Here is a 21,203-nt window from a genome sequence, read left to right on the forward strand (position 1 = left end):
CCGGTACGGCTCGTCGCCGCGGGCAGGCTCGTCGCAGGCGTCCGCGAGCGCGGCCAGGTGCTCGCTGGTGTGCACCAACCGCATCGACATCGACAGTTCCTGCTCGAGTGCGGTGAGCTCGGTGAAGTAGTGCGCGAACGCCGTGTAGGCCGCACTGCCGGTGGCCAACCGGACGACCTCGGCGGTGACGTTCGGGTTGCCGTCGCGGTCGCCGCCGATCCACGAGCCGGGCCGCAGGATCGGGTCGTCGAGGATGCCCGATCCGGGCCAGCGTTCCTGCAGCGCCGACCGCACCTCGGCGTTGACCTGAGGGATGACCTCAAGGAAAGCGGCCGCGTAGTAGCGCAGCCCGGTCTCGATCTCGTCCTGGATCTTCAACCGGGACAACCGGATCAGAGCTGTCTGCCACAACGTCAGGATGTGGCGGCGCAGCTCGCGTTCGACGTCCTTGCCCTCGGGGGTGACGGTGAACCCGTGCAGACGCAGCCGCATCAGCTCGGTGATGCGGTGCTGGGTGTCGAACACCGTGCGGCGTCTGGTCTCGGTGGGGTGCGCAGTGATGACCGGCGAGACCAGCGCGCCGACGAGCGCTTCGGCGACCGTGGCGGCGTCGAGGTCGGCGTCGTCGAGTTTGAGGTAGGTGGCGGCCAGACTGCTGTCCTGCGGCGGCCTGCCGGCGGCTTCGTGGATCGCCCGGCGCCGTTCCCGGTGGATGTCCTCGGCGACGTTGGCCAGCAACGCGAAATGGGTGAACGCCCGGATCACCGGGATGGCCAGTCGGACGTCCACTCCGTCGAACATCTTGACCATGTCGGCGCGGTCGATCTCGGACCGCCGCACCCGGAACGCCTCCACCCGGGCCCGCTCGACGAGATCGAAGACCTCGTCGCCGTTCTGCTCGCGCACGATGTCGCCGAGCATCGCGCCGAGCAGCCGGATGTCCTCGCGCATGGGCTCGGTGGCTTCCCGGCCCACCTGGGTGCGCTGGACCGAGCCGATCGGTTCGAGTGTGGTGTCGGGCGCTTCGGGTGGTTGAGCCATCGCTCGATTATCTCCGCTGCCGGAACCGGCCGCAGATCGAGTCAGCGGTGGACCGGCGAGCGGTCAGTGGTCAGCTGTACTTGATCTGGAGCGCCATCCCGACGATGGAGACGATCCAGATTCCGGTGACGAACAGCGTCAGCCGGTCGAGGTTCTTCTCCACCACGGTGGAGCCGGACAGGCTGGACTGCACACCGCCGCCGAACAGGCTGGACAGACCGCCGCCCTTGGCGCGATGCAGCAGAACCAGGAGAACGACCAACACACTGGTCACAACCAGGATGATCTGCAGGGCCAATTGCATGGGAGCAAGCCTACCGAAGCGGGCGGGCGGTTACGGCAGCGGCCCGCCGGCGGCGATCGCCGACAGTGTCGCGAACTGCTCGGCGTCCAGCGAAGCGCCACCGACCAGCGCGCCGTCCACGTCGGCCTGTCCGACGATCTCGCCGACGTTCTTGGCGTTCACCGAGCCGCCGTAGAGCACCCGAACCCCGCCCGCGACGTCCGGTGAGGCCAGGTTGCCCAGTTCGTCCCGGATGGCCTTGCAGACCTCCTGCGCGTCGGCGGCGCCGGCCACCCGGCCGGTGCCGATCGCCCATACCGGTTCGTAGGCGATCACCGTCTGGCCGATCTGCTCGGCCGTCAGCCCGGCCAGCGAACCGCGCAGCGAGTTCACGTTGAACTCCACGTGGTTGCCCGCCTCACGCACCTCGAGCTGCTCGCCGATGCACACGATGGGCGTCAGCCCGTGCTTGAGCGCCGCTTTGGCCTTGGCCGCCACCAGTTCGTCGGTCTCACCGTGGTAGGTGCGCCGCTCGGAGTGCCCGACGACGGCGAACGTGCAGCCCAGCTTGGCCAGGAACGCGCCGCTGATCTCGCCGGTGTAGGCACCGGAGTCGTGCTGGGACAGATCCTGGGCGCCGTAGGTGAGCCGCAGCTTGTCGCCGTCGACGAGCGTCTGAACGCTGCGCAGATCGGTGAACGGCGGGATGACCGTGACGTCGACCTTGTCGAAATACTTGTCCGGCAACGAGAATGCGATCTTCTGCACCAACGCGATCGCCTCGAAGTGGTTCAGGTTCATCTTCCAGTTGCCCGCGATCAGCGGTTTACGCGCCAAGTTCGATCTCCTCGTTCAGTCCGACAGGATCTGGATGCCGGGCAGCTCTTTGCCCTCAAGGTATTCCAGCGACGCACCGCCGCCGGTCGAGATGTGCGAGAAACCGTCCTCGGGCAGGCCGAGCTGACGCACCGCGGCGGCCGAGTCGCCACCGCCGACGACACTGAACGCACCCTTGCCGGTGGCGGCGATGATGGCCTCGGCCACGCCCTTGGTACCCGCGGCGAACGCCGGGAACTCGAACACGCCCATCGGGCCGTTCCAGAAGATCGTCTTCGCGTTCGACAACAGCGCGGAGAACCGGCGTACCGACTCCGGACCGATGTCCAGCCCCATCTTGCCGTCGGGGATCCGGTCGGCGGGCACCACCTCGGCGGGGGAATCCGCGGAGAACTCGTCGGCGACGACGATGTCGACCGGCAGGTGCAGCACGTCGCCGTAGTCGTCGAGCAGCTTGCGGCAGGTCTCGATCATGCTCTCTTCGAGAAGCGACTTGCCCACCGAAAGTCCCTGCGCGGCAAGGAAGGTGAAGCACATGCCGCCGCCGATGACCAGGCTGTCGGCCTTGGTCGCCAGGTTCTCGATGACCGCCAGCTTGTCCGAGACCTTCGAACCGCCCAGCACCACCGCGTACGGCCGTTCGGTGGATTCGGTGAGCTGGGTGAGCACCTTGACCTCGGTGTCGACCAGGTAGCCGGCGTAGTGCGGCAGCAGTGTCGCCACGTCGTAGACCGACGCCTGCTTGCGGTGCACCACCCCGAAGCCGTCGGAGACAAAGGCGCCGGCTGTCCCGTCCGGCGCGCGCACCAGTTCGACGAGCGCCCTGGCCAGGCCGAGCCGCTCCGACTCGTCCTTGCTGGTCTCCCGGGGATCGAAGCGGATGTTCTCCAGCAGCAGGATGTCGCCGTCGGTCAGCCCCTCGGCGCGGGCCAGCGCGTCGCTTCCGACCACGTCACCGGCCAACTGCACGTGCCGCCCGAGCCGCTCCCCCAGCGCCGTGGCGACCGGCGCGAGGGAGAACTTCGGATCCGGCTCACCCTTGGGCCTGCCCAGATGCGCGGTGACGACCACCTTGGCGCCGGCGTCACTCAACGCCTTCAACGTCGGCACCGAGGCGATGATGCGCCCCGGGTCGGTGATCGTGTCGCCGTCGAGGGGGACGTTCAGGTCGGAGCGCACGAGTACGCCCCGCCCCGTCACCCCTTCGGACAGAAGGTCGTCGAGTGACTTGATCGCCATGGCGCCTCTGTTCTCCCGTCGCTTCGCTCGCCCCTACAGCGACTTGCCGACCAGGGCGACCAGGTCGACGAGGCGGTTGGAGTAGCCCCACTCGTTGTCGTACCAGGACACGACCTTGGCCTGGTTGTCGATGACCTTGGTCAGACCCGAGTCGAAGATCGAGCTGTGCGGATCGGTGACGATGTCGCTGGACACGATCGGGGCGTCGTAGTACTTGAGGATGCCCTTGAGCGGGCCCTCGGCCGCAGCCTTCATCGCGGCGTTGATCTCGTCCACGGTGGCCGACTTGCCCAGCTCGGCGGTCAGGTCGGTGACCGAGCCGGTGGGGATCGGCACCCGCAGCGCGTAGCCGTCGAGCTTGCCCTTCAGCTCGGGCAGCACCAGTCCGATGGCCTTGGCGGCACCGGTGGAGGTCGGCACGATGTTCAGCGCGGCGGCGCGGGCCCGGCGCAGATCCTTGTGCGGGCCGTCCTGCAGGTTCTGGTCCTGGGTGTAGGCGTGGATGGTGGTCATCAGGCCCTTGACGATGCCGAACTCGTCGTTGATGACCTTCGCCAGCGGGCCGAGGCAGTTCGTGGTGCACGACGCGTTGGAGATGATGTTCTGGCTGCCGTCGTACTTGTCGTCGTTGACGCCGAGCACGATGGTGATGTCCTCATCGGTGGCCGGCGCGGAGATGATGACCTTCTTGGCGCCCGCGTCGAGGTGGCCCTGGGCCTTGTCGCGCTTGGTGAAGATGCCGGTGGACTCGACGACGACGTCGACGCCCAGGTCGCCCCAGGGCAGCGCCGCCGGGCCTTCCTTGACCTCGAGCGCCTTGATCTTGGTGCTGCCGACGACGATGGTGTCCTCGCCTTCGAGGCTCACGTCGTAGGGCAGCCGGCCCAGGATCGAGTCGAACTTCAGCAGGTGCGCCAGCGTGGCGTTGTCGGTGAGGTCGTTGACCGCGACGATCTCGATGTCCTTGTTCTTGCCTTCGGCCTTCTGCGCGTCCAGCGCGCGGAAGAAGTTGCGTCCGATACGGCCGAAGCCGTTCACACCAACACGGATCGTCACGGGTGTCTCCTCTGTCCTCATTTTTTCGGTGAAGTGTGCCGTCGACTACTGGTGACCAGCCTAGTGGTTGGCCTCACGCCCGGGTGAGGTCGCCCCTGGGCCTTGTCACAGCATGCCGACGCTCTGGTCGACATACGGATTGCCGAGCCATTTACGGCGAACCCGCTGCAGGGTGCCGTCCTCTTCGAGCTCCGCCTGGGCGACCTGGAGCCGCGCCAGGAGCTTCTGGTCGGCGGGGTTGACCGCGACCGCGATGTCCTCGACCGACAGGCCGCGCTGTACCAGCTCGACCCCGGGCACCTGCTTGACCAGTTCGGCCAGCGCAGGCGCGAGTTTCATCACCGCGTCGCAGCCGCCGGCGACGAGGTCGGCGATCGCGGTGCTCACCGCGCCGTAGTCGTACACCCGGACCCGTTCGGCCTTGCCGTCGTCCACCAGCTGCTGTGCGATCGCCTCGCTGGTGTTGCCACGCTGGACGCCGACGGTCAGTCCGGCCAGGTCGTCGACGGAGTGCACCTGCGGCAGCCGGGCGGTGTCGACCGCCAGGCCCTGCCCGGAGATCAGGTAGGGCGGCAGGAACGCCGCCTTGCGCTCCCGCTCGGGGGTGACGGTGGTACCGGCGATCACGCAGTCGTAGTCACCGGCGGCGAGCCGGTCGAAGATCCCGTCGAAATCGGCGCCGTCGTAGGCGACGAACTCGATCTCCTCGGCGATGGCCGCGGCCAGTGCGGTCATCACGTCGATGTCCAGTCCCGACTGGCCCGGCATCGCGTTGAACGGCGGTTCCGGATACGCCACGCCCACCCGCAACGCGGCGCCCACGCTCAGGCGTCCTCGAGCAGATCGGGGGTGACGGCCGACTCGGTGTCGGGGATGCCGTCCTGTTTGGCCTTGCGGTCTGCCATCGACAGCAGGCGCCGGATACGGCCTGCCACAGCATCTTTGGTCATCGGAGGCTCGGCGAGCCGGCCCAGCTCCTCCAGGGACGCCTGCCGGTGGGCGACCCTGAGTTGCCCCGCTGCGGCCAGGTGGTCGGGCACCGTGTCGCCGAGGATCTGCAGCGCGCGTTCCACCCGGGCCGCGGCGGCGACCGCGGCGCGCGCCGATCGCCGCAGGTTGGCGTCGTCGAAGTTGGCCAGCCGGTTCGCGGTGGCCCGGACCTCGCGGCGCATGCGCCGCTCCTCCCAGGTCAACCTGGTGTCCTGGGCGCCCATCCGGGTCAGCAGTGCCCCGATGGCCTCGCCGTCGCGGACGACGACCCGGTCGCTGCCGCGCACCTCGCGGGCTTTGGCGCTGACCCCGAGGCGGCGAGCTGCGCCGACGAGCGCCAGGGCGGCCTCCGGCCCGGGGCAGCTGACCTCCAACGCCGACGACCGGCCCGGTTCGGTGAGCGAGCCGTGCGCCAGAAACGCTCCACGCCAAGCGGCTTCGGCGTCGGCGACGCTGCCGCCGACCACCTGGGCGGGCAGTCCGCGCACGGGCCGGCCACGCAGGTCGAGCAGACCGGTCTGGCGCGCCAGCGCTTCCCCGTCCTTGGCCACCCGCACCACATAGCGGGTGCTCTTGCGGATGCCGCTGGCCGAGAGCACGTGCACCACGGCGTTGTAGCCGTAGAGGTCGTAGATGTCCTTGCGCAGCCGGCGCGCGATGATGCCGAGGTCGACCTCGGCCTCGACGACGACCCGGCCCGACACGATGTGCAGCCCGCCGGCGAAACGCAGTAGCGAGGCCACCTCCGCACGGCGCGCGCTCACGGAGTTGACCACCAGACGGCTCAGTTCATCCTTGACCTCGGCTGTCATCGCCACGGGTCGTCACCTCTCGGTCCGTTCGCTGTCGGTGTTTGCATGGTCGGCTGTTGAAACCCCTGGTTCGTGCCATGAGTTGCCACGCCGCGCTTGCGAACCCCCTCCAACGCCGCGGCCAGCTTCGCCGGGTCATGTAAAGGTGTACCAGGTCGGGAAACGTCGGCAAACTCAACGTCGGCGCCGAGGATGGTAGCGGTCCGGCGCAGTTGGTCCCGCTCGCGATCGCTGGGAACCCGGGCCGAATCGACGATGATGTCGTGCACGGTGAAGCCCGGCGCATGCTGGGCCAGCACGTGGATGTGACGCTCCACCGAGAAGCCTGCCGTCTCCCCCGGTTCGGCCACCAGGTTGAGCACCAGCGCCCGCCGCGCCGTGGTGGCCTGCAGCGCCGCGGCCAGCTGCGGCACCAGCACATGCGGGATCACACTGGTGAACCACGACCCCGGCCCGAGGACCACGAGGTCGGCATTCAAGATCGCGTCGACAGCCTGGTGGGTGGCGGGCGGATCGCCGGGCAGCAGACGTACCCGGCGGACCTTCCCGACGGTGGTGGCGATCGCGACCTGGCCGCGGATCGCGCGGCTGACGCGCGGGTCGGAGTCCAGCCCGACCACGTCGGCCTCGATGCCCAGCCCCACCGGGCACATCGGCAGCACCCGGCCCTTGACACCGAGGATGCGGCCCAGCTCGTCGAGCGCGGCGACCGGATCGGCGAGCACCTCGTTGAGGCCGGCCAGAATCAGGTTGCCGATCGGATGGCCGGCCAGCGCGCCGCTGCCGCCGAACCGGTGCTGGATGATGGTGGCCCACAGCCGGCCGTGCGGACTGTCAGATGCCAACGCGGCCAATGCCATTCGCAAGTCTCCGGGCGGCACGACGTCCAGCTCGCTGCGCAGCCGGCCGGAGGATCCGCCGTCGTCGGCGACGGTGACCACCGCGGTCACGTGCGGGGTGAGCCGGCGCGCGGCCGACAGCGTGGCGTAGAGGCCGTGCCCACCGCCGAGCGCGACGATGCGTGGGCTCACCTGTCCTCCTCGCGCGGGGAAGCTCATTCGCGCCCCAGGTCGCGGTGCAGCACCCGCACCGTCAGGTCGGCGTCCTGCAGCCGTTCGGCGAGCGCCTCGGCCATCGCCACGCTGCGGTGCTTGCCGCCTGTGCACCCGATGGCGACGGTCATGTAGCGCTTGCCCTCCCGGCGGTAACCGTCGATCACCACGTCCAGCAGCTGATGGTAGGAGTCCAGGAACTCCACGGCGCCGGGCTGGCCCAGCACGTAGTCGCGGACCTCGTGGTGCTGGCCGGTGTGCGGTCGCAGCCTGTCCACCCAGTGCGGGTTGGGCAGGAACCGGACGTCCATCACGGTGTCGGCGTCCATCGGCAGTCCGTACTTGTAGCCGAACGACTCCACGGTCACGGCGGTGTGCGCGACGGCCTCGCCGGCAAAGGCCCGTTCGACGCTGTCGCGCAACGCGTGCACCGACAGCGACGAGGTGTCGATCACCAGGTCGGCGGCTGCCCGCACCGGCGCGAGCATGGTCCGTTCGGCGGCGATGCCCTCGGCCAGAGTCTGGTTGCCCTGCAGCGGGTGGCTGCGCCGGTTCTGCTCGTAGCGGCGGACCAGGATGTCGTCGGAGGCCTCCAGGAACAGCACCCGGGGCACGATGCCGCGCGTGCCCAGTTCGCTACGCACCCAGTCCAGGTCGCCGGTGAAGCCGCGGGAGCGCACGTCCATCACGACTGCGAGCTGGGTGATCCGGGACCCCGCGGTCAGCCCGAAGTCGACCATCCGCGCGATCAGTTCCGGGGGCAGGTTGTCGGCCACATACCAGCCGAGATCCTCCAGCACCTTGGCCGCAGTCCCCCGCCCGGCGCCGGACAGCCCGGTGACCAGGACGACGTCGATCCCGTTCTCGGCCGCCGGCTCGAGGCCCTCTTCGTCACCGGCGCGGCCGGTGCCCCCACGCAGTTCCTCGTGCATCCCCTGCTCTGTCATCCCGATACCCTGCTCTGATCATTGCCGATATCCGTGGCCGGCGCGCCCGAATCGACGGCGGCAGCCGGTGGGACCTCGGCGCCGAGCGCTTCGAGCACGGCCCGCGCGGTCGCCGCGCCGATGCCCGGCACGGCGGTGATCTCGTCGATGCCTGCCTGTTTGATCCTGGCCAGTGACCCGAAGTGGGTGACGAGGGCCTTGCGTCGATGCTCGCCCAGCCCGCGCACCGAATCCAGCGCCGACGCCGTCATCCGCTTCGAGCGTTTGCTGCGGTGGTAGGAGATCGCGAACCGGTGCGCCTCGTCGCGGACCCGCTGCAGCAGGTACAGGCCGTCACTGTTGCGCGGCATGATCACCGGGTCCGGCTCCGACGGCACCCACACCTCTTCGAGCCGCTTGGCCAGCCCGATCACCGCGACGTCGGTGATGCCGAGTTCCTCCAGCACCGCGGCCGCGGCGTTGACCTGTGGCGCGCCGCCGTCCACCACGAACAGGTTGGGCGGGTAGGCAAAGCGACGCGACCTGCCTTCGGCCATCATGTCGCCGGGCTGCGGGGTCTCCTTCAGGTGGCGGTGGAACCGCCGCCGGGTGACCTCGGCGATCGAGGCGACGTCGTCGGAGCGACCGTCGCCGGCTGCCTCTCGGATCGCGAAGTGCCGGTAGTCGGACTTGCGCGGCAACCCGTCCTCGAACACCACGAGCGAGGCCACCACGTCGGTGCCCTGCACGTGGCTGATGTCGACACATTCGATGCGCAGTGGAGCCTCGGCCAGCCCCAGCGCGTCCTGAATGCTCTGCAGCGCAGCGCTTCTGGCGGTGAAGTCGCCGGCACGCTTGAGTTTGTGCTGGTTCAGCGCACCTTCGGCGTTGCGCCTGACCGTCTCGGCCAGGGCCCGCTTGTCCCCACGCTGGGGCACCCGCAGCGCGACCCGGGAGCCGCGCAGCTGCGACAGCCAGGTCTCCAGTTCGTCGGCACTGTCGGGCAGCACCGGCACCAGCACCTGCTTGGGCACCGGCGTGGTCGCCTCGTCCCCGCCGGCGTCGCTGGCGCCGCCGAGTTCGGCCTGGTCGCCGTAGAACTGGGTGAGGAACTGCTCGACGAGATATTCCAGGGTGGATTCGCCTGGCTCGCCGGACTTCTCGATGATCCAGCCGCGCTGGCCGCGCACCCGCCCACCGCGCACGTGGAACACCTGCACGGCCGCTTCGAGTTCGTCGTCGGCGAACGCGACGACGTCGGCGTCGGTGCCGTCGCCGAGCACCACCGTCTGCTTCTCCATCGCCCGGCGCATCGCGCCGATGTTGTCGCGCAACCGGGCGGCCCGCTCGAAGTCCAGTTCCTCCGCCGCGGCGTTCATCTGCTGTTCCATCTCGCGGATCAGCCGGTCGGTCTTGCCTGCCAGGAAGTCGCAGAAATCCTGCACGATCCGGCGATGCTCCTCGGCGCTGACCCGTCCGACGCATGGCGCCGAACACTTGTCGATGTAGCCGAGCAGGCATGGCCGGTCAATCTGGCTGTGCCGCTTGAAGACTCCGTTGGAACAGGTGCGGGCCGGGAACACCCGGGTCAACAGGTCGAGCGTCTCGCGGATCGCCCAGGCGTGCGAGTACGGGCCGAAGTAGCGCACCCCTTTGCGGCGCGGCCCGCGGTACACCTTGAGCCGCGGATACTCCTCGTTGAGGGTGACGGCGAGCACCGGATAGGACTTGTCGTCGCGGTAGCGGATGTTGAACCGCGGATCGAACTCCTTGATCCAGTTGTACTCCAGCTGCAGCGCCTCGACCTCGGTGTTGACCACCGTCCACTCGACGCTGGCCGCGGTCATCACCATCTGCCGGGTCCGCGGGGCCAGGCCCGACAGATCCGCGAAGTACGAGTTGAGCCGGCTGCGCAGGCTCTTGGCCTTGCCGACGTAGATCACCCGGCCGTGCGGGTCGCGGAACCTGTACACCCCCGGTTCGACGGGTATCGACCCGGGAGCGGGTCGGTACGTCGCTGGATCGGGCACGGTCCCAGGTTACTGCCGGGCTCCGACCGGGTAGAGCCACTCCCGTGGCACTGACGCGGCCCGCCCGCCTGGTATTGGCCTCGCTTCTGGGGCCCATGCTCGTCGTCTCCGGTTGTTCGGCGGGGTCGCAGACACCGGCCGCACCGCCGGGCCCGTGCGACATCGTGACCAACGGCACAGCGGAGACCGCGACCGGCTACCGGCGCGACATGACGGCGGTGCGCACCCAGCGCTACGCGGTCGCCACGGCGAACCCGCTCGCCACCCGGGCGGCGTGCGAGGTGCTGCGGGACGGGGGCAGCGCGGCCGACGCACTCGTCACCGCGCAGACCGTCCTCGGGCTGGTGGAGCCGCAGTCCTCCGGTATCGGCGGCGGCGGTTTCCTGCTGTACTACGACGCGGGCACCGGCGCGGTGCAGGCCTACGACGGACGCGAGGTCGCCCCGGCGGCGGCGACCGAGAACTACCTGCGCTGGGTGTCGGACACCGACCGCACCGAGCCCCAGCCCGACGCCAGGGCGTCGGGCCGCTCGATCGGGGTGCCGGGCATCGTGCGGATGCTGGCCGACGTGCACGGCGAGCACGGCAGCAGGCCGTGGCGGGACCTTTTCGCACCCGCCGTCACGCTGGCCGACGACGGCTTCGAGATCAGCGACCGGCTGGCCACCGCGATCGCCGACGCGGCCCCGCGACTGCGGATGGACGAGGAGGCCGCCGCGTACTTCCTGGAGACGGACGGCAGCCCGAAACCGGCCGCCACCACGCTGACCAATCCGGCCTATGCGAAGACATTGGGCGCCATCGCCACCGACCCGGACGCCTTCTACAGCGGCCAGATCGCCCGCGACATCGTCGCCGCCGTCGCGGATCGGTCCGGCGGACGAACCCCGGGCCTGCTGACCGTCGAGGATCTGATCGGCTACACCGCACTACGCCGGGACCCGCTGTGCACCCCCTACCGGGACTGGGAGATCTGCGGCATGCCGCCCCCGTCGTCCGGCGGGATCGCCGTGGCGGCCACCCTCGGGATGCTGGAGCGCTTCCCGATGGACCGGTACGGACCCACCGAGGTGGACCTCAACGGCGGACGCCCCTCGGTGACCGGCGTGCACCTGATCTCCGAGGCCGAACGGCTGGCGTACGCCGACCGGGACCGCTACGTCGCCGACACCGCGTTCGTGCCGCTGCCCGGAGGAACTCCGCAGACGTTGCTGGGCAGCGAGTACCTGGCCGGCCGGGCCGCGCTGATCTCGCCCGATCGGAGCATGGGCACCGCGCAACCCGGCGAGTTCGGGCCACCGACCGCACCGGTCGCCCCGGTGCCCGAGCACGGCACCAGCCACATCAGCGTCGTCGACCGGCAGGGCAACGCCGCGTCGCTGACCACCACGGTCGAGTCCGCGTTCGGGTCGTTCCACATGGTCGACGGGTTCCTGCTGAACAACCAGCTGACCGACTTCTCGGCCGAGCCGGCCGGTCCCGACGGGGTGCCGGTGGCGAACCGGGTCGAGCCGGGCAAGCGCCCGCGCAGCACGATGGCTCCCACGCTGATCTTCGACCGGGGGCCGGTGGGTCGCCGGTTGTACGGGGTCGCCGGTTCACCGGGCGGCTCGACGATCATCCAGTTCGTGGTCAAGACGGTGGTGGGGATGCTCGACTGGGGCCTGGACCCGCAGCAGGCGGTGTCCATGGTGGACTTCGGCGCCGACAACTCCCCGGAGACCAACGTGGGCGGCGAACATCCGGTCATCGACACCTCCGACGACGGCGCCGACGATCCACTGGTGAAAGGGCTGCGCGAGCTCGGCCACAAGGTGGACCTGGCCGATCAGTCCAGCGGGCTCTCGGCGATCGTCCGCTCCGACCCCGGCTGGGTGGGCGGGGCCGACCCACGCCGCGAGGGCCTGGTCATGGGTGACGTGAATTGATGCCCGACTGCCGGCTCTGGTAGCGCCGCAGCAGCGTGCGCACCTGTTCCATCGCGTCGACCGCGCGGCCCTTGTCGACCGCCTGGATCGCCATCACCGGGACGTACTCGTCGTCGGGCAGGTCCAGCCGCGCCCAGCGCGCGCCCTCGTGGAACGACACGTCGACCACTTCGTCCCACGGAAACAGCCGGTACCCGAACAGGTTTCGCACGGCCACCCCCGAGGGGCCGATGCGCAGCCGGGGCCGCGCGAACAGCGACACGAAGCCGGCGATCACCACACCGACCATGGCGATCGCCACCTGGTCCCAGGTGCGGAAGACCACACCGGTGGAACCGACCTTGAGCAGCGCGCCGACCACAACGTGTGCGGCGACGATCACCACCGCCGCTCCGTAGGCGAAAAACGGCGTCAGGTGCGGCTTGACGACCAGATCCCAGTCGGGGCGGCTCATGAATCCGTTCGCAGACGGCGCAGCGTCAGCGCCGTCGACACCGCGGCCGCCGCGGCCTGCGCGCCCTTGTCCTCGGTGGAGTGCGGCAACCCGGCCCGGTCCAGTGCCTGGTCTTCGTTGTCGGTGGTCAGCACGCCGTTGGCCACGGGCGTGGACGCGTCCAGCGACACCCGGGTCAGGCCCTGGGTCACCGCGTCGCACACGTAGTCGAAATGCGGTGTCTGACCGCGGATCACCACGCCGAGCGCGACCACCGCGTCGTGGTCGCGGGCCAGCGCCTGCGCGACCACCGGGATCTCGATCGCACCGAGCACGCGGACCACGGTCGGGTTGTCGATGCCGGCGTCGGCGGCCACCTTGCGGGCGCCGTCGAGCAGCGCGTCGCAGATCGTCTCGTGCCAGGTGCTCGCGACGATGCCGAGCGTCAGGTCGCCGGCGTCGAGGGTCGGCAGATCGGGGACGCCGTGTGCCGGACTCATACCGCCCCGCCGAACTCGCCGGGGACGGCTTCGTCGAAGTCCTCCAGGCCGACGAGATCGTGGCCCATGCGGTCGCGCTTGGTCATCAGGTAGCGGATGTTCTCGGCGTTGGCGCGCACCGGGAGCGGCACCCGCTCGATGATGTGCAGTCCGTAGCCGTCCAGCCCGACCCGCTTGGCCGGGTTGTTCGTCAGCAGCCGCATCGACCGCACGCCGAGATCGACCAGGATCTGCGCCCCGATGCCGTAGTCGCGGGCGTCGGCGGGCAACCCGAGCTTGAGGTTGGCGTCGACGGTGTCGTCACCGGCGTCCTGCAGTTGGTAGGCCTGCAACTTGTGCATCAGGCCGATGCCCCGGCCCTCGTGGCCGCGCATGTACAGCACCACGCCGCGGCCCTCCCGGGCCACCATCGCCAGCGCGGCGTCCAGCTGCGGCCCGCAGTCGCAACGCCGGGACCCGAACACGTCGCCGGTCAGGCACTCCGAGTGCACGCGCACCAGCACGTCGTGGCCGTCACCGTGCGGACCGGAGATGTCCCCCTTGACCAGGGCCACATGCTCGACGTCCTCGTAGATGCTGCTGTAGCCGACCGCGCGGAACTCGCCGTGACGGGTCGGGATGCGGGCCTCAGCGATCCGGGCGATGTGCTTCTCATGCTTGCGGCGCCACTCGATCAGGTCCGCGATGGAGATCAGCGCGAGGTCGTGCTCGTCGGCGAAGATCCGCAGCTCGTCGGTCTGCGCCATCGCGCCTTCGTCCTTCTGGCTGACGATCTCGCAGATCGCGCCCGCCGGCTGCAGACCGGCCAGCCGGGCCAGGTCGACGGCCGCCTCGGTGTGGCCGGGCCGACGCAGCACGCCGCCGTCCTTGGCGCGCAACGGCACCACGTGACCGGGCTTGGTGAAATCGTCGGCGACGGCTTCCGGATCGGCCAGCAGGCGCATCGTGGTCGCGCGGTCCATCGCCGAGATGCCGGTTCCGACACCCTTTTTCGCGTCGACGGTGACGGTGTAGGCAGTGCCGTGCTTGTCCTGGTTGACCGCGTACATCGGCAGCAGCCCGAGCCGGTCGCAGATATCGCCGTCGAGGGGCACACACAGATAGCCGGACGTGTAGCGGACCATGAACGCCACGAGTTCCGGAGTGGCCTTCTCGGCGGCGAAGATCAGGTCGCCTTCGTTCTCCCGGTCCTCGTCGTCGATGACGACCACGGCCTTGCCCGCTGCGATGTCGGCCAACGCGCGCTCGACCGAATCCAGCCTCGTCATCTTCACCACCCTTGCCGGTTCCCAGCACGGAACCACGTGTCAATACCTCTCAGTATGAACCACGGAACGGGCCGACTTGATGCCCACCGTCCGGTGGGCAGAACCGTCGCTCACAGATCGGTGGCGGCGCCCTTGGTCTCGAGCAGTCGCTCGACGTACTTGGCGATGACGTCGACTTCGAGGTTCACGTGCGCACCGACCTCGGCGTGACCCAGCGTCGTCAGCCCGAGCGTGGTCGGGATCAGCGACACCTCGAACCAGTCGTGTCCGAGCCCCGACACGGTCAGCGACACCCCGTCAACAGTGATGGAGCCCTTCTGGACCACGTAGCGCGACAGCGCCGCAGGCAGCGCGACCCGCACCACCGTCCAGTGCTCCGACGGCGTCCGCGAGATGATGTGGCCGGTGCCGTCGACGTGACCCTGGACGATGTGGCCGCCCAGTCTGCTGTTCAGTGCGGCGGCGCGCTCGAGGTTCACCTTCGCGCCGACGGTGACGCCGTCCAGGCTGGAGCGGCTCAGTGTCTCGTTCATCACATCCGCGGTGAACGCCCCGTCGGCGAGCACGTCGACGACGGTCAGGCAGACGCCGTTGACCGCGATCGAGTCGCCGTGCCCGGCGTCCGACGTGACGACGGGACCACGGATGACCAGGCGGGCGGAGTCCCCGAGGTCCTCTCTGCCGACGACCTCACCCAACTCTTCGACGATTCCGGTGAACACGGCGACCAGCCTAGACCCGTGGCAAACGGGGTATTCCGGGCCGATGACCGTCATCGGATTCCACTGCTCCCACGAACAGATCCCGCCCGGGCAGCTGTTGCGCGACGTCGTGCACGCCGAGCAGGCCGGGTTCACCGCCGGCATGTGCTCCGACCACTTCAGCCCGTGGAGCGAACGGCAGAACGAGTCCGGGTTCGCCTGGTCGTTCCTGGGCGCGGCGCTGGCCAGCACCGGGCTGCCCTTCGGGGTCGTCAACGCGCCGGGCCAGCGCTACCACCCGGCGATCGTCGCCCAGGCGATCGGGACGCTGGCGGAGATGTTCCCCGGGCGGTTCTGGGCCGCACTGGGTTCCGGTGAGGCGTCCAACGAACGCATCACCGGCGAGACCTGGCCGCGCAAAGAGGTCCGCGACCGCCGGCTGGTCGAGTGCGTCGAGGTGATCCGGCGGCTGCTGAGCGGCGAGGAGGTGAGCTTCGACGGGCTGATCCAGGTGAACCGCGCCCGACTGTGGAGCCTGCCCGAGCGGGTGCCCGACCTGGTCGGCCCCGCGGTGACCCCCGCCACCGCGGCCCGCCACGCGCAGTGGGCCGACGCGCTCATCACCGTCAACCAGTCCCCCGAGAAACTGCAGCAGGTGCTCGCGGCGTACCGCGACGCCGGTGGGCGCGGTCCCGCGCGGCTGCAGATCCACCTCAGCTGGGCGCCGACCGACGACGAGGCCCTGGCCATCGCGCACGACCAGTGGCGCAACAACGTGTTCGCCCCGCCGGTGTGCTGGGACATCGAGACCGTCGAGGCGTTCGACGTCATCGGCGCATCGGTCACCCCGGAACAGGTCACGGAGTCGGTGCGGGTCTCCGGCGACCTCGGCAGACATGCGGCATGGCTGCACGAGTACCTCGAACAGGGCTGGGACGAGCTGTACTTGCACTTCGTCGGCCAGCACCAGCAGCCGTTCATCGACGCGTTCGGCGAGCACGTGCTGCCCCAGCTGTCGCCGACCGCGCCGGCGGTCCCGGCGTGAGGAAGATCGAGACCGGCGACCTGTGGTGGAAGAACGCCGTCTTCTACTGCGCCGACATCGAGACGTTCTACGACTGGAACGGCGACGGCTGCGGGGACATCCGCGGCATGACCGAACGCGTCGAATACCTGGCCGACCTCGGCATCACCTGTCTGTGGCTGATGCCGTTCTATCCGACGGCGCGTAAGGACGACGGGTACGACATCACCGACTTCTTCGCCGTCGACCCCCGGCTGGGCACCTTGGGCGATTTCGTCGAGCTCGTCCGCACCGCCAGGGCGAACGGCATCAGGGTGATCGTCGATTTCGTGATGAACCACACCTCCGACGCCCATCCGTGGTTCCGGTCGGCGCGGCGCAGCACCGACGACGCGTACCGCGACTACTACGTCTGGAGCGACACCGAGCCGCCCGACACCGCGAAAGAGGTCGTGTTCCCCGACCAGGAGGACAGCCTGTGGGAACACGACCCGAAGACCGGCCAGTGGTACCTGCATCACTTCTACAAGCACCAGCCGGATCTGAACATCGCCAACCCTGATGTGCAGGAGGAGATCTCCCGCACCCTCGGCTTCTGGCTGCAGCTGGGCGTCTCGGGATTCCGCATCGACGCGGTGCCGTTCCTGTTCGCCCGTGACGGGGCGCCGGGAGACCCCGGCGTGTTCGACCCCTTCGAGTACCTCGGCGACGTCCGCAATTTCATCACCCGCCGGCTCGGCGACGCGGTCCTGCTCGGTGAGGTCAACGTCGACTACGAGGATCAGAAGACGTTTTTCGGCGGACCCGACGGCGACGGGCTGAACATGCAGTTCGACTTCATCGGGATGCAGCATCTGTACCTGTCCCTGGCCCGGGGCGACGCTGGCCCGATCGCCCAGGCCCTGCGCGACCGGCCCCCGCTCGACATCACCAGTCAGTGGGCCAACTTCGTCCGCAACCACGACGAGCTCACCCTCGACAAACTCGGCGACGACGAACGCCGCGAGGTCTTCGACGCGTTCGGGCCGGAACCCGACATGCAGCTGTTCGACCGGGGCCTGCGGCGCCGGTTACCGGCCATGCTGGGTGGGGACCAGCGACGGATGCGGATGGTGTACTCGCTGGCGTTCTCGTTGCCGGGCACCCCGGTGCTGTTCTACGGCGAAGAGCTAGGGATGGCCGAAAACCTGGACATCCCAGGACGATTGGCGGTGCGCACGCCGATGCAGTGGACCGGCGGGGACAACGGCGGATTCTCCACTGCCGCCAGGCGCCGCCTGACGCGGCCGCTGCCCGACGGGCTGTACGGCCCGCAGCGGGTGAACGCCTCCGATCAGCGCCGCGACCACCGCTCGTTCTGGTGGTTCGTCCGCGACCTGATCTACACCTACCGTCAGCAACCCGAGATCGGTTGGTCCACCGCGGAAGTCCTCGACCAACCCAACCCCGCCGTGCTGGCGCACGTGTGCCGCGAACCGTCCGGCTGGTCGCTGGTGGCCCTGCACAACTTCGGCGCCGAAGGCTGCCTGGTGCCACTGGAGCTCGGTGACGTGCCTGCCGGTTCGAAGCTGGTGGACCTGCTCGACGGTCGCAGCGAATATTTCCTGGATTCCCACGGCCGCGCCGAAATGTCTCTCGATCCGTACGGCTACCGGTGGCTGCGTGTCCTTCGACCCGACGATCCGCCGATCATCTGAGGGGCCCCGATAGTCACCGAAGACCCAGCTCAGAGGCCAGTTTCCCGGAACGCCGCGGGCCCCGGGCCGCGCATCCACATCGCCGCACCCTCTACGATGCAGGCATGCAGACCCGCCTGTTGGCGATCTTCGCCGCCCTTTTCACCACCGTCGCCCTGGTCGCCGGTTGTTCCGGTTCGTCCACCGAGGACACCGGCAAGGAACTGCCCGACCCCGCCACCCTGCTGACGGAGTCCAGCGCGACCACCAAGGGGCAGACCAGCGCGCATCTGAAGCTGAGCGTGCAGGGCCAGATCCCCGACCTGCCCGTCGAGTCGCTCGAGGGCGACCTCACCCAGGCCCCCGCGGTGGCCGCCAAGGGCACGGCGAACATCATCTTCCTGGGCCAGCGGCTCAACGACGTCGAGTTCGTGGTCTCCGACGGAGATCTGTACGCCGCGATCACCGCCGGCGGCGCGCTGTCGAACTTCGGTCCCGCCTCCGACATCTACGACGTCGCCGCGATCCTGAACCCGGACGTGGGCCTGGCCAATGTGCTGGCCAACTTCTCCGACCCGACCGCCGACGGCCGCGAGACGATCGAGGGCGTGCAGACCGTCCGGGTCACCGGTCAGGTCAGCGCCGACGCGGTCAACAAGATCGCCCCGCAGATCGCCGCCACCGGCCCGGTGCCCGGCACCGCGTGGATCACCGAGGAAGGCGCGCACGAGCTGATGCAGGCCCGCCTGGAGCCCAGCCCCGGCAACAGCGTGACGATGACGCTGTCGAAGTGGGGCGAGCCGGTCACCGTCGACAAACCCGCGGTGTGATGCACCGCACCCCCCTCGAGGAGACCGCCCACCAGTCGGCGGGTCCCGGCGCCACCAACCGGTGGATGGCGATCAGCGCGGGCAGCCTCGCGGTGATGCTCGGCGCGCTCGACACCTACGTCGTCATCTCGATCATCCGCGACATCATGTTCGACGTCGGGATCGCCATCAACGAGATCCAACGGGTGACGCCGATCATCACGAGTTACCTGCTGGGCTACATCGCGGCGATGCCGCTGCTGGGCCGCGCGTCGGACAAGTTCGGGCGCAAGATCCTGATCCAGGCCAGCCTGGCCACCTTCGCCGTCGGCTCGGTCATCACCGCGCTGTCCACCGACCTCGTCATGATGGTCGTCGGCCGCGCCGTCCTGGGCGTCGCCAGCGGCGCCCTGCTGCCCGTCACCCTGGCGCTGGCGGCGGACCTGTGGGTCAGCCGCAACCGTGCCGCGGTCCTCGGCGGGGTCGGCGCCGCCCAGGAACTCGGCAGCGTGCTCGGCCCGCTCTACGGCGTCGCCCTGGTCGCACTGTTCACCCACTGGCAGGCGGTGTTCTGGGTCAATGTGCCGTTGGCCGCCCTCGCGATGCTGATGATCCACTTCAGCCTGCCCGGCCGGGACAAGGACGCGCCGACGCAGAAGGTCGACGTGGTGGGCGGGCTGTTGCTCGCACTGGCCCTGGGGCTCGCCGTCGTCGGGCTCTACAACCAGACACCCGACGGCAAGCAGGTGCTCCCGAGCTACGGCCTGCCGGTCCTGGCCGCCGCGGCGGTCGCCGCGGTCGCCTTCTTCGCGTGGGAGAAGTTCGCCACCACCCGGCTCATCGAACCCGCCGGGGTGCGGTTCCGCCCGTTCCTGGCCGGTCTGGGTGCCTCGCTGTGCGCGGGAGCAGCGCTGATGGTGACACTGGTCAACATCGAGTTGTTCGCCCAGGGCGTGCTCGGCAAGGAGCAGAGCGAAGCGGTCTTCATGCTGCTCTGGTTCCTCGGCGCGCTACCGATCGGCGCGCTGCTGGGCGGCTGGCTGGCCACCAGGATCGGCGACCGCATTGTCGCCTTCGCCGGGCTGCTCATCGCCGCCGCCGGCTACTGGCTGATCTCGCACTGGACCATCGACGTGCTGACCGAACACCACGACCTGGGTTTCGCGCAGCTTCCCACCTTCGACACCGACCTCGCGGTCGCCGGACTGGGTCTCGGCCTGGTCATCGGCCCGCTGACCTCGGCGACCCTGCGGGTGGTCCCGGCCGCCCAGCACGGCATCGCGTCGGCGTCGGTGGTGGTCGCCCGCATGATCGGCATGCTGATCGGTATCGCGGCGCTGTCCGCGTGGGGTCTGTACCGCTTCAACCAGCATCTGGCCGAGCTGCCCGCCAGCACGGGCGGCAATTCACTGGCCGAGCGGCTGGCCGCCGAGGCCGCCCGGGTGCGGGAGGCCTACGTGCTGCAGTACGGCGAGATCTTCACGATCACCGCGGTGGTCTGTGTGGTGGGAGCGGCGCTGGGTCTGCTGATCGCGGGCCGCAACGAGCACGCCGAGGAGCCGGCGGTCGAGGCTCAGCAGCGCTCAAGTCCGCGGCCCATCAGCTGAGGCTCGTCGGCCTGGTCGGCGTCGTCGGCGGTCAGTTCCCGCCAGACATCCCGGATCGCGCCGGTGATGGTGTCGACGGGGTTGTTACTGATCCAGTCCTGCAGTGCAGTCATGCTGGTTTTCCTTCTCTCGTGCTTTCATGCGCAACTCATCGGTGAAAGCGCGAATTCCCGACCAGTCTACCGAGCGCCGATCACTCCGGGCCGGTCCCGCGGGCCGGGGCAGGTGTGAATCGGGGCACGCCGCCGGCCACACATGAACATCTGAAAACGATTGGATAACAACCCGAGCCGCACTACACGGGGATGAGGCTGAGCAACACGTCCGGCCCCACCGGGGTCACTCCGTCGAAACGCCAGCGCTGCGCCTGGGCGATGCTCAGGACTCCGACGTCGTCGACGGCGGTGACCGGGCCGCCCAGCAGGATCGGCGCCACATAGGCCAGGATGCGGTCGATCACCCCGGCCCGCAGGAACGCGCCGGCCAGGGTGGGTCCGCCCTCGACGAGCACGTCCGTGCGGTCGGACAACGCCTTGACGACCTCGAGCGGGTCGCGTGTGCGGATCACCATCGTCCGCGAGTCGTCGTTGAGAACCGCTGCGTCAGGCGAGATCTCACGCTCACCGACCACGACGCGCAGCGGCTGGTGGTCGGCCAGACTGCCGTCCGGTCGCCGCGCGGTCAGCGTCGGGTCGTCGACGAACACCGTCCCGGTGCCCACCACGATCGCGTCGGCAGCGGCCCGGCGGCGGTGTACGTCCGCGCGAGCGGCCTCGCTGGTGATCCACTGGCTGGTGCCGTCGGCGGCCGCACTGCGACCGTCCACGCTGGTGGCGAATTTCCATGTGACATGGGGTAATCCGGTGCGCTGCTTGTGCAGCCACTCACGCAATGGACCGCCGGCGACCGCGGCGGACAGCACACCCGCGCTCACCCGCACGCCGGCCTCGGCCAGCCGTGCCGCCCCGCCCGCGGCCACCGGGTTCGGGTC

Annotated in this window: 21 protein-coding genes; 5 read left to right on the top strand and 16 right to left on the bottom strand. The window is 69.4% G+C overall.

Annotated elements, in window-relative coordinates; translation table 11 throughout:
* From MVA01S_RS19845 to uvrC, 10 genes are all read right to left on the bottom strand, one after another.
* Positions 1-1,041: phosphoenolpyruvate carboxylase (locus tag MVA01S_RS19845; RefSeq protein WP_159426336.1), on the bottom strand; the 1,041-nt coding region annotated here is incomplete at its 3' end.
* 70 nt (positions 1,042-1,111) lie between these two features.
* The gene (gene secG / locus MVA01S_RS19850) at positions 1,112-1,345 is read right to left on the bottom strand and encodes a preprotein translocase subunit SecG (RefSeq protein WP_003932081.1); all 234 of its coding nucleotides are present in this window, start codon (positions 1,343-1,345) and stop codon (positions 1,112-1,114) included.
* Between the two features lie 30 nt (positions 1,346-1,375).
* A complete protein-coding gene (tpiA, locus tag MVA01S_RS19855) occupies positions 1,376-2,161 on the bottom strand; it encodes a triose-phosphate isomerase (RefSeq protein WP_003932080.1) in 786 nt (261 codons plus the stop codon).
* 15 nt (positions 2,162-2,176) lie between these two features.
* Positions 2,177-3,400: a phosphoglycerate kinase gene (locus tag MVA01S_RS19860; protein ID WP_003932079.1), complete on the bottom strand. Its 1,224-nt coding sequence runs from the start codon at positions 3,398-3,400 to the stop codon at positions 2,177-2,179.
* Between the two features lie 33 nt (positions 3,401-3,433).
* A complete protein-coding gene (gene gap, locus MVA01S_RS19865) occupies positions 3,434-4,456 on the bottom strand; it encodes a type I glyceraldehyde-3-phosphate dehydrogenase (protein WP_003932078.1) in 1,023 nt (340 codons plus the stop codon).
* A gap of 105 nt (positions 4,457-4,561) precedes the next feature.
* A complete protein-coding gene (locus MVA01S_RS19870; RefSeq protein ID WP_003932077.1) occupies positions 4,562-5,278 on the bottom strand; it encodes an ABC transporter substrate-binding protein in 717 nt (238 codons plus the stop codon).
* Positions 5,279-5,280: 2 nt separating this feature from the next.
* Positions 5,281-6,258 (bottom strand): DNA-binding protein WhiA, encoded by a 978-nt coding sequence (whiA, locus tag MVA01S_RS19875; protein WP_086006085.1) that lies wholly within the window; start codon positions 6,256-6,258, stop codon positions 5,281-5,283.
* Entirely contained in the window at positions 6,255-7,289 is a 1,035-nt protein-coding gene (gene yvcK, locus MVA01S_RS19880) for a uridine diphosphate-N-acetylglucosamine-binding protein YvcK (protein WP_003932075.1), read from the bottom strand. Before yvcK ends, whiA begins: the two co-directional genes overlap by 4 nt.
* 23 nt (positions 7,290-7,312) lie before the next feature.
* The gene (rapZ, locus tag MVA01S_RS19885; RefSeq protein ID WP_003932074.1) at positions 7,313-8,257 is read right to left on the bottom strand and encodes an RNase adapter RapZ; all 945 of its coding nucleotides are present in this window, start codon (positions 8,255-8,257) and stop codon (positions 7,313-7,315) included.
* Complete coding sequence (gene uvrC / locus MVA01S_RS19890) at positions 8,254-10,266, bottom strand: excinuclease ABC subunit UvrC (protein WP_003932073.1); 2,013 nt, start codon at positions 10,264-10,266, stop codon at positions 8,254-8,256. Before uvrC ends, rapZ begins: the two co-directional genes overlap by 4 nt.
* 95 nt (positions 10,267-10,361) lie before the next feature.
* Here uvrC and MVA01S_RS19895 point away from each other — a divergent pair, with 95 nt between their 5' ends.
* Positions 10,362-12,194, top strand: coding sequence for a gamma-glutamyltransferase family protein (locus MVA01S_RS19895; RefSeq protein ID WP_040542135.1), 1,833 nt, complete (start codon positions 10,362-10,364; stop codon positions 12,192-12,194).
* Here the strand turns inward: MVA01S_RS19895 and MVA01S_RS19900 are convergent.
* The 4 genes from MVA01S_RS19900 to MVA01S_RS19915 all read right to left on the bottom strand — a co-directional run bounded on the left by MVA01S_RS19900 (position 12,175) and on the right by MVA01S_RS19915 (position 15,117).
* A complete protein-coding gene (locus MVA01S_RS19900) occupies positions 12,175-12,648 on the bottom strand; it encodes a PH domain-containing protein (protein ID WP_003932071.1) in 474 nt (157 codons plus the stop codon). The two genes, MVA01S_RS19895 and MVA01S_RS19900, sit on opposite strands and share 20 nt — an antisense overlap.
* A complete protein-coding gene (gene ribH / locus MVA01S_RS19905) occupies positions 12,645-13,127 on the bottom strand; it encodes a 6,7-dimethyl-8-ribityllumazine synthase (protein ID WP_003932070.1) in 483 nt (160 codons plus the stop codon). Before ribH ends, MVA01S_RS19900 begins: the two co-directional genes overlap by 4 nt.
* Positions 13,124-14,395, bottom strand: a complete 1,272-nt coding sequence (locus MVA01S_RS19910) for a bifunctional 3,4-dihydroxy-2-butanone-4-phosphate synthase/GTP cyclohydrolase II (RefSeq protein ID WP_003932069.1) — start codon at positions 14,393-14,395, stop codon at positions 13,124-13,126. Before MVA01S_RS19910 ends, ribH begins: the two co-directional genes overlap by 4 nt.
* 110 nt (positions 14,396-14,505) lie before the next feature.
* Entirely contained in the window at positions 14,506-15,117 is a 612-nt protein-coding gene (locus MVA01S_RS19915; RefSeq protein WP_003932068.1) for a riboflavin synthase, read from the bottom strand.
* Between the two features lie 43 nt (positions 15,118-15,160).
* Here MVA01S_RS19915 and MVA01S_RS19920 point away from each other — a divergent pair, with 43 nt between their 5' ends.
* From MVA01S_RS19920 to MVA01S_RS19935, 4 genes are all read left to right on the top strand, one after another.
* Positions 15,161-16,141: a TIGR03885 family FMN-dependent LLM class oxidoreductase gene (locus MVA01S_RS19920; protein ID WP_003932067.1), complete on the top strand. Its 981-nt coding sequence runs from the start codon at positions 15,161-15,163 to the stop codon at positions 16,139-16,141.
* Positions 16,138-17,817, top strand: coding sequence for an alpha-amylase family protein (locus MVA01S_RS19925; RefSeq protein WP_060941673.1), 1,680 nt, complete (start codon positions 16,138-16,140; stop codon positions 17,815-17,817). The genes MVA01S_RS19920 and MVA01S_RS19925 overlap by 4 nt, the downstream gene beginning before the upstream one ends.
* 104 nt (positions 17,818-17,921) lie before the next feature.
* Positions 17,922-18,626: an LppX_LprAFG lipoprotein gene (locus tag MVA01S_RS19930; protein ID WP_003932065.1), complete on the top strand. Its 705-nt coding sequence runs from the start codon at positions 17,922-17,924 to the stop codon at positions 18,624-18,626.
* Positions 18,626-20,212, top strand: coding sequence for an MFS transporter (locus MVA01S_RS19935; protein ID WP_040542132.1), 1,587 nt, complete (start codon positions 18,626-18,628; stop codon positions 20,210-20,212). The genes MVA01S_RS19930 and MVA01S_RS19935 overlap by 1 nt, the downstream gene beginning before the upstream one ends.
* Here the strand turns inward: MVA01S_RS19935 and MVA01S_RS31535 are convergent.
* Together MVA01S_RS31535 and ribD are read right to left on the bottom strand one after the other, a co-directional pair.
* Complete coding sequence (locus tag MVA01S_RS31535) at positions 20,179-20,325, bottom strand: hypothetical protein (RefSeq protein ID WP_003932063.1); 147 nt, start codon at positions 20,323-20,325, stop codon at positions 20,179-20,181. The genes MVA01S_RS19935 and MVA01S_RS31535 overlap by 34 nt on opposite strands.
* Before the next feature lie 182 nt (positions 20,326-20,507).
* Positions 20,508-21,203 (bottom strand): bifunctional diaminohydroxyphosphoribosylaminopyrimidine deaminase/5-amino-6-(5-phosphoribosylamino)uracil reductase RibD (ribD, locus tag MVA01S_RS19940; protein WP_060941674.1); only part of this gene is annotated, 696 nt, incomplete at its 5' end.

The organism is Mycolicibacterium vaccae NBRC 14118 = CIP 105934 (assembly GCF_001552715.1).
GTDB lineage: Bacteria > Actinomycetota > Actinomycetes > Mycobacteriales > Mycobacteriaceae > Mycobacterium > Mycobacterium vaccae.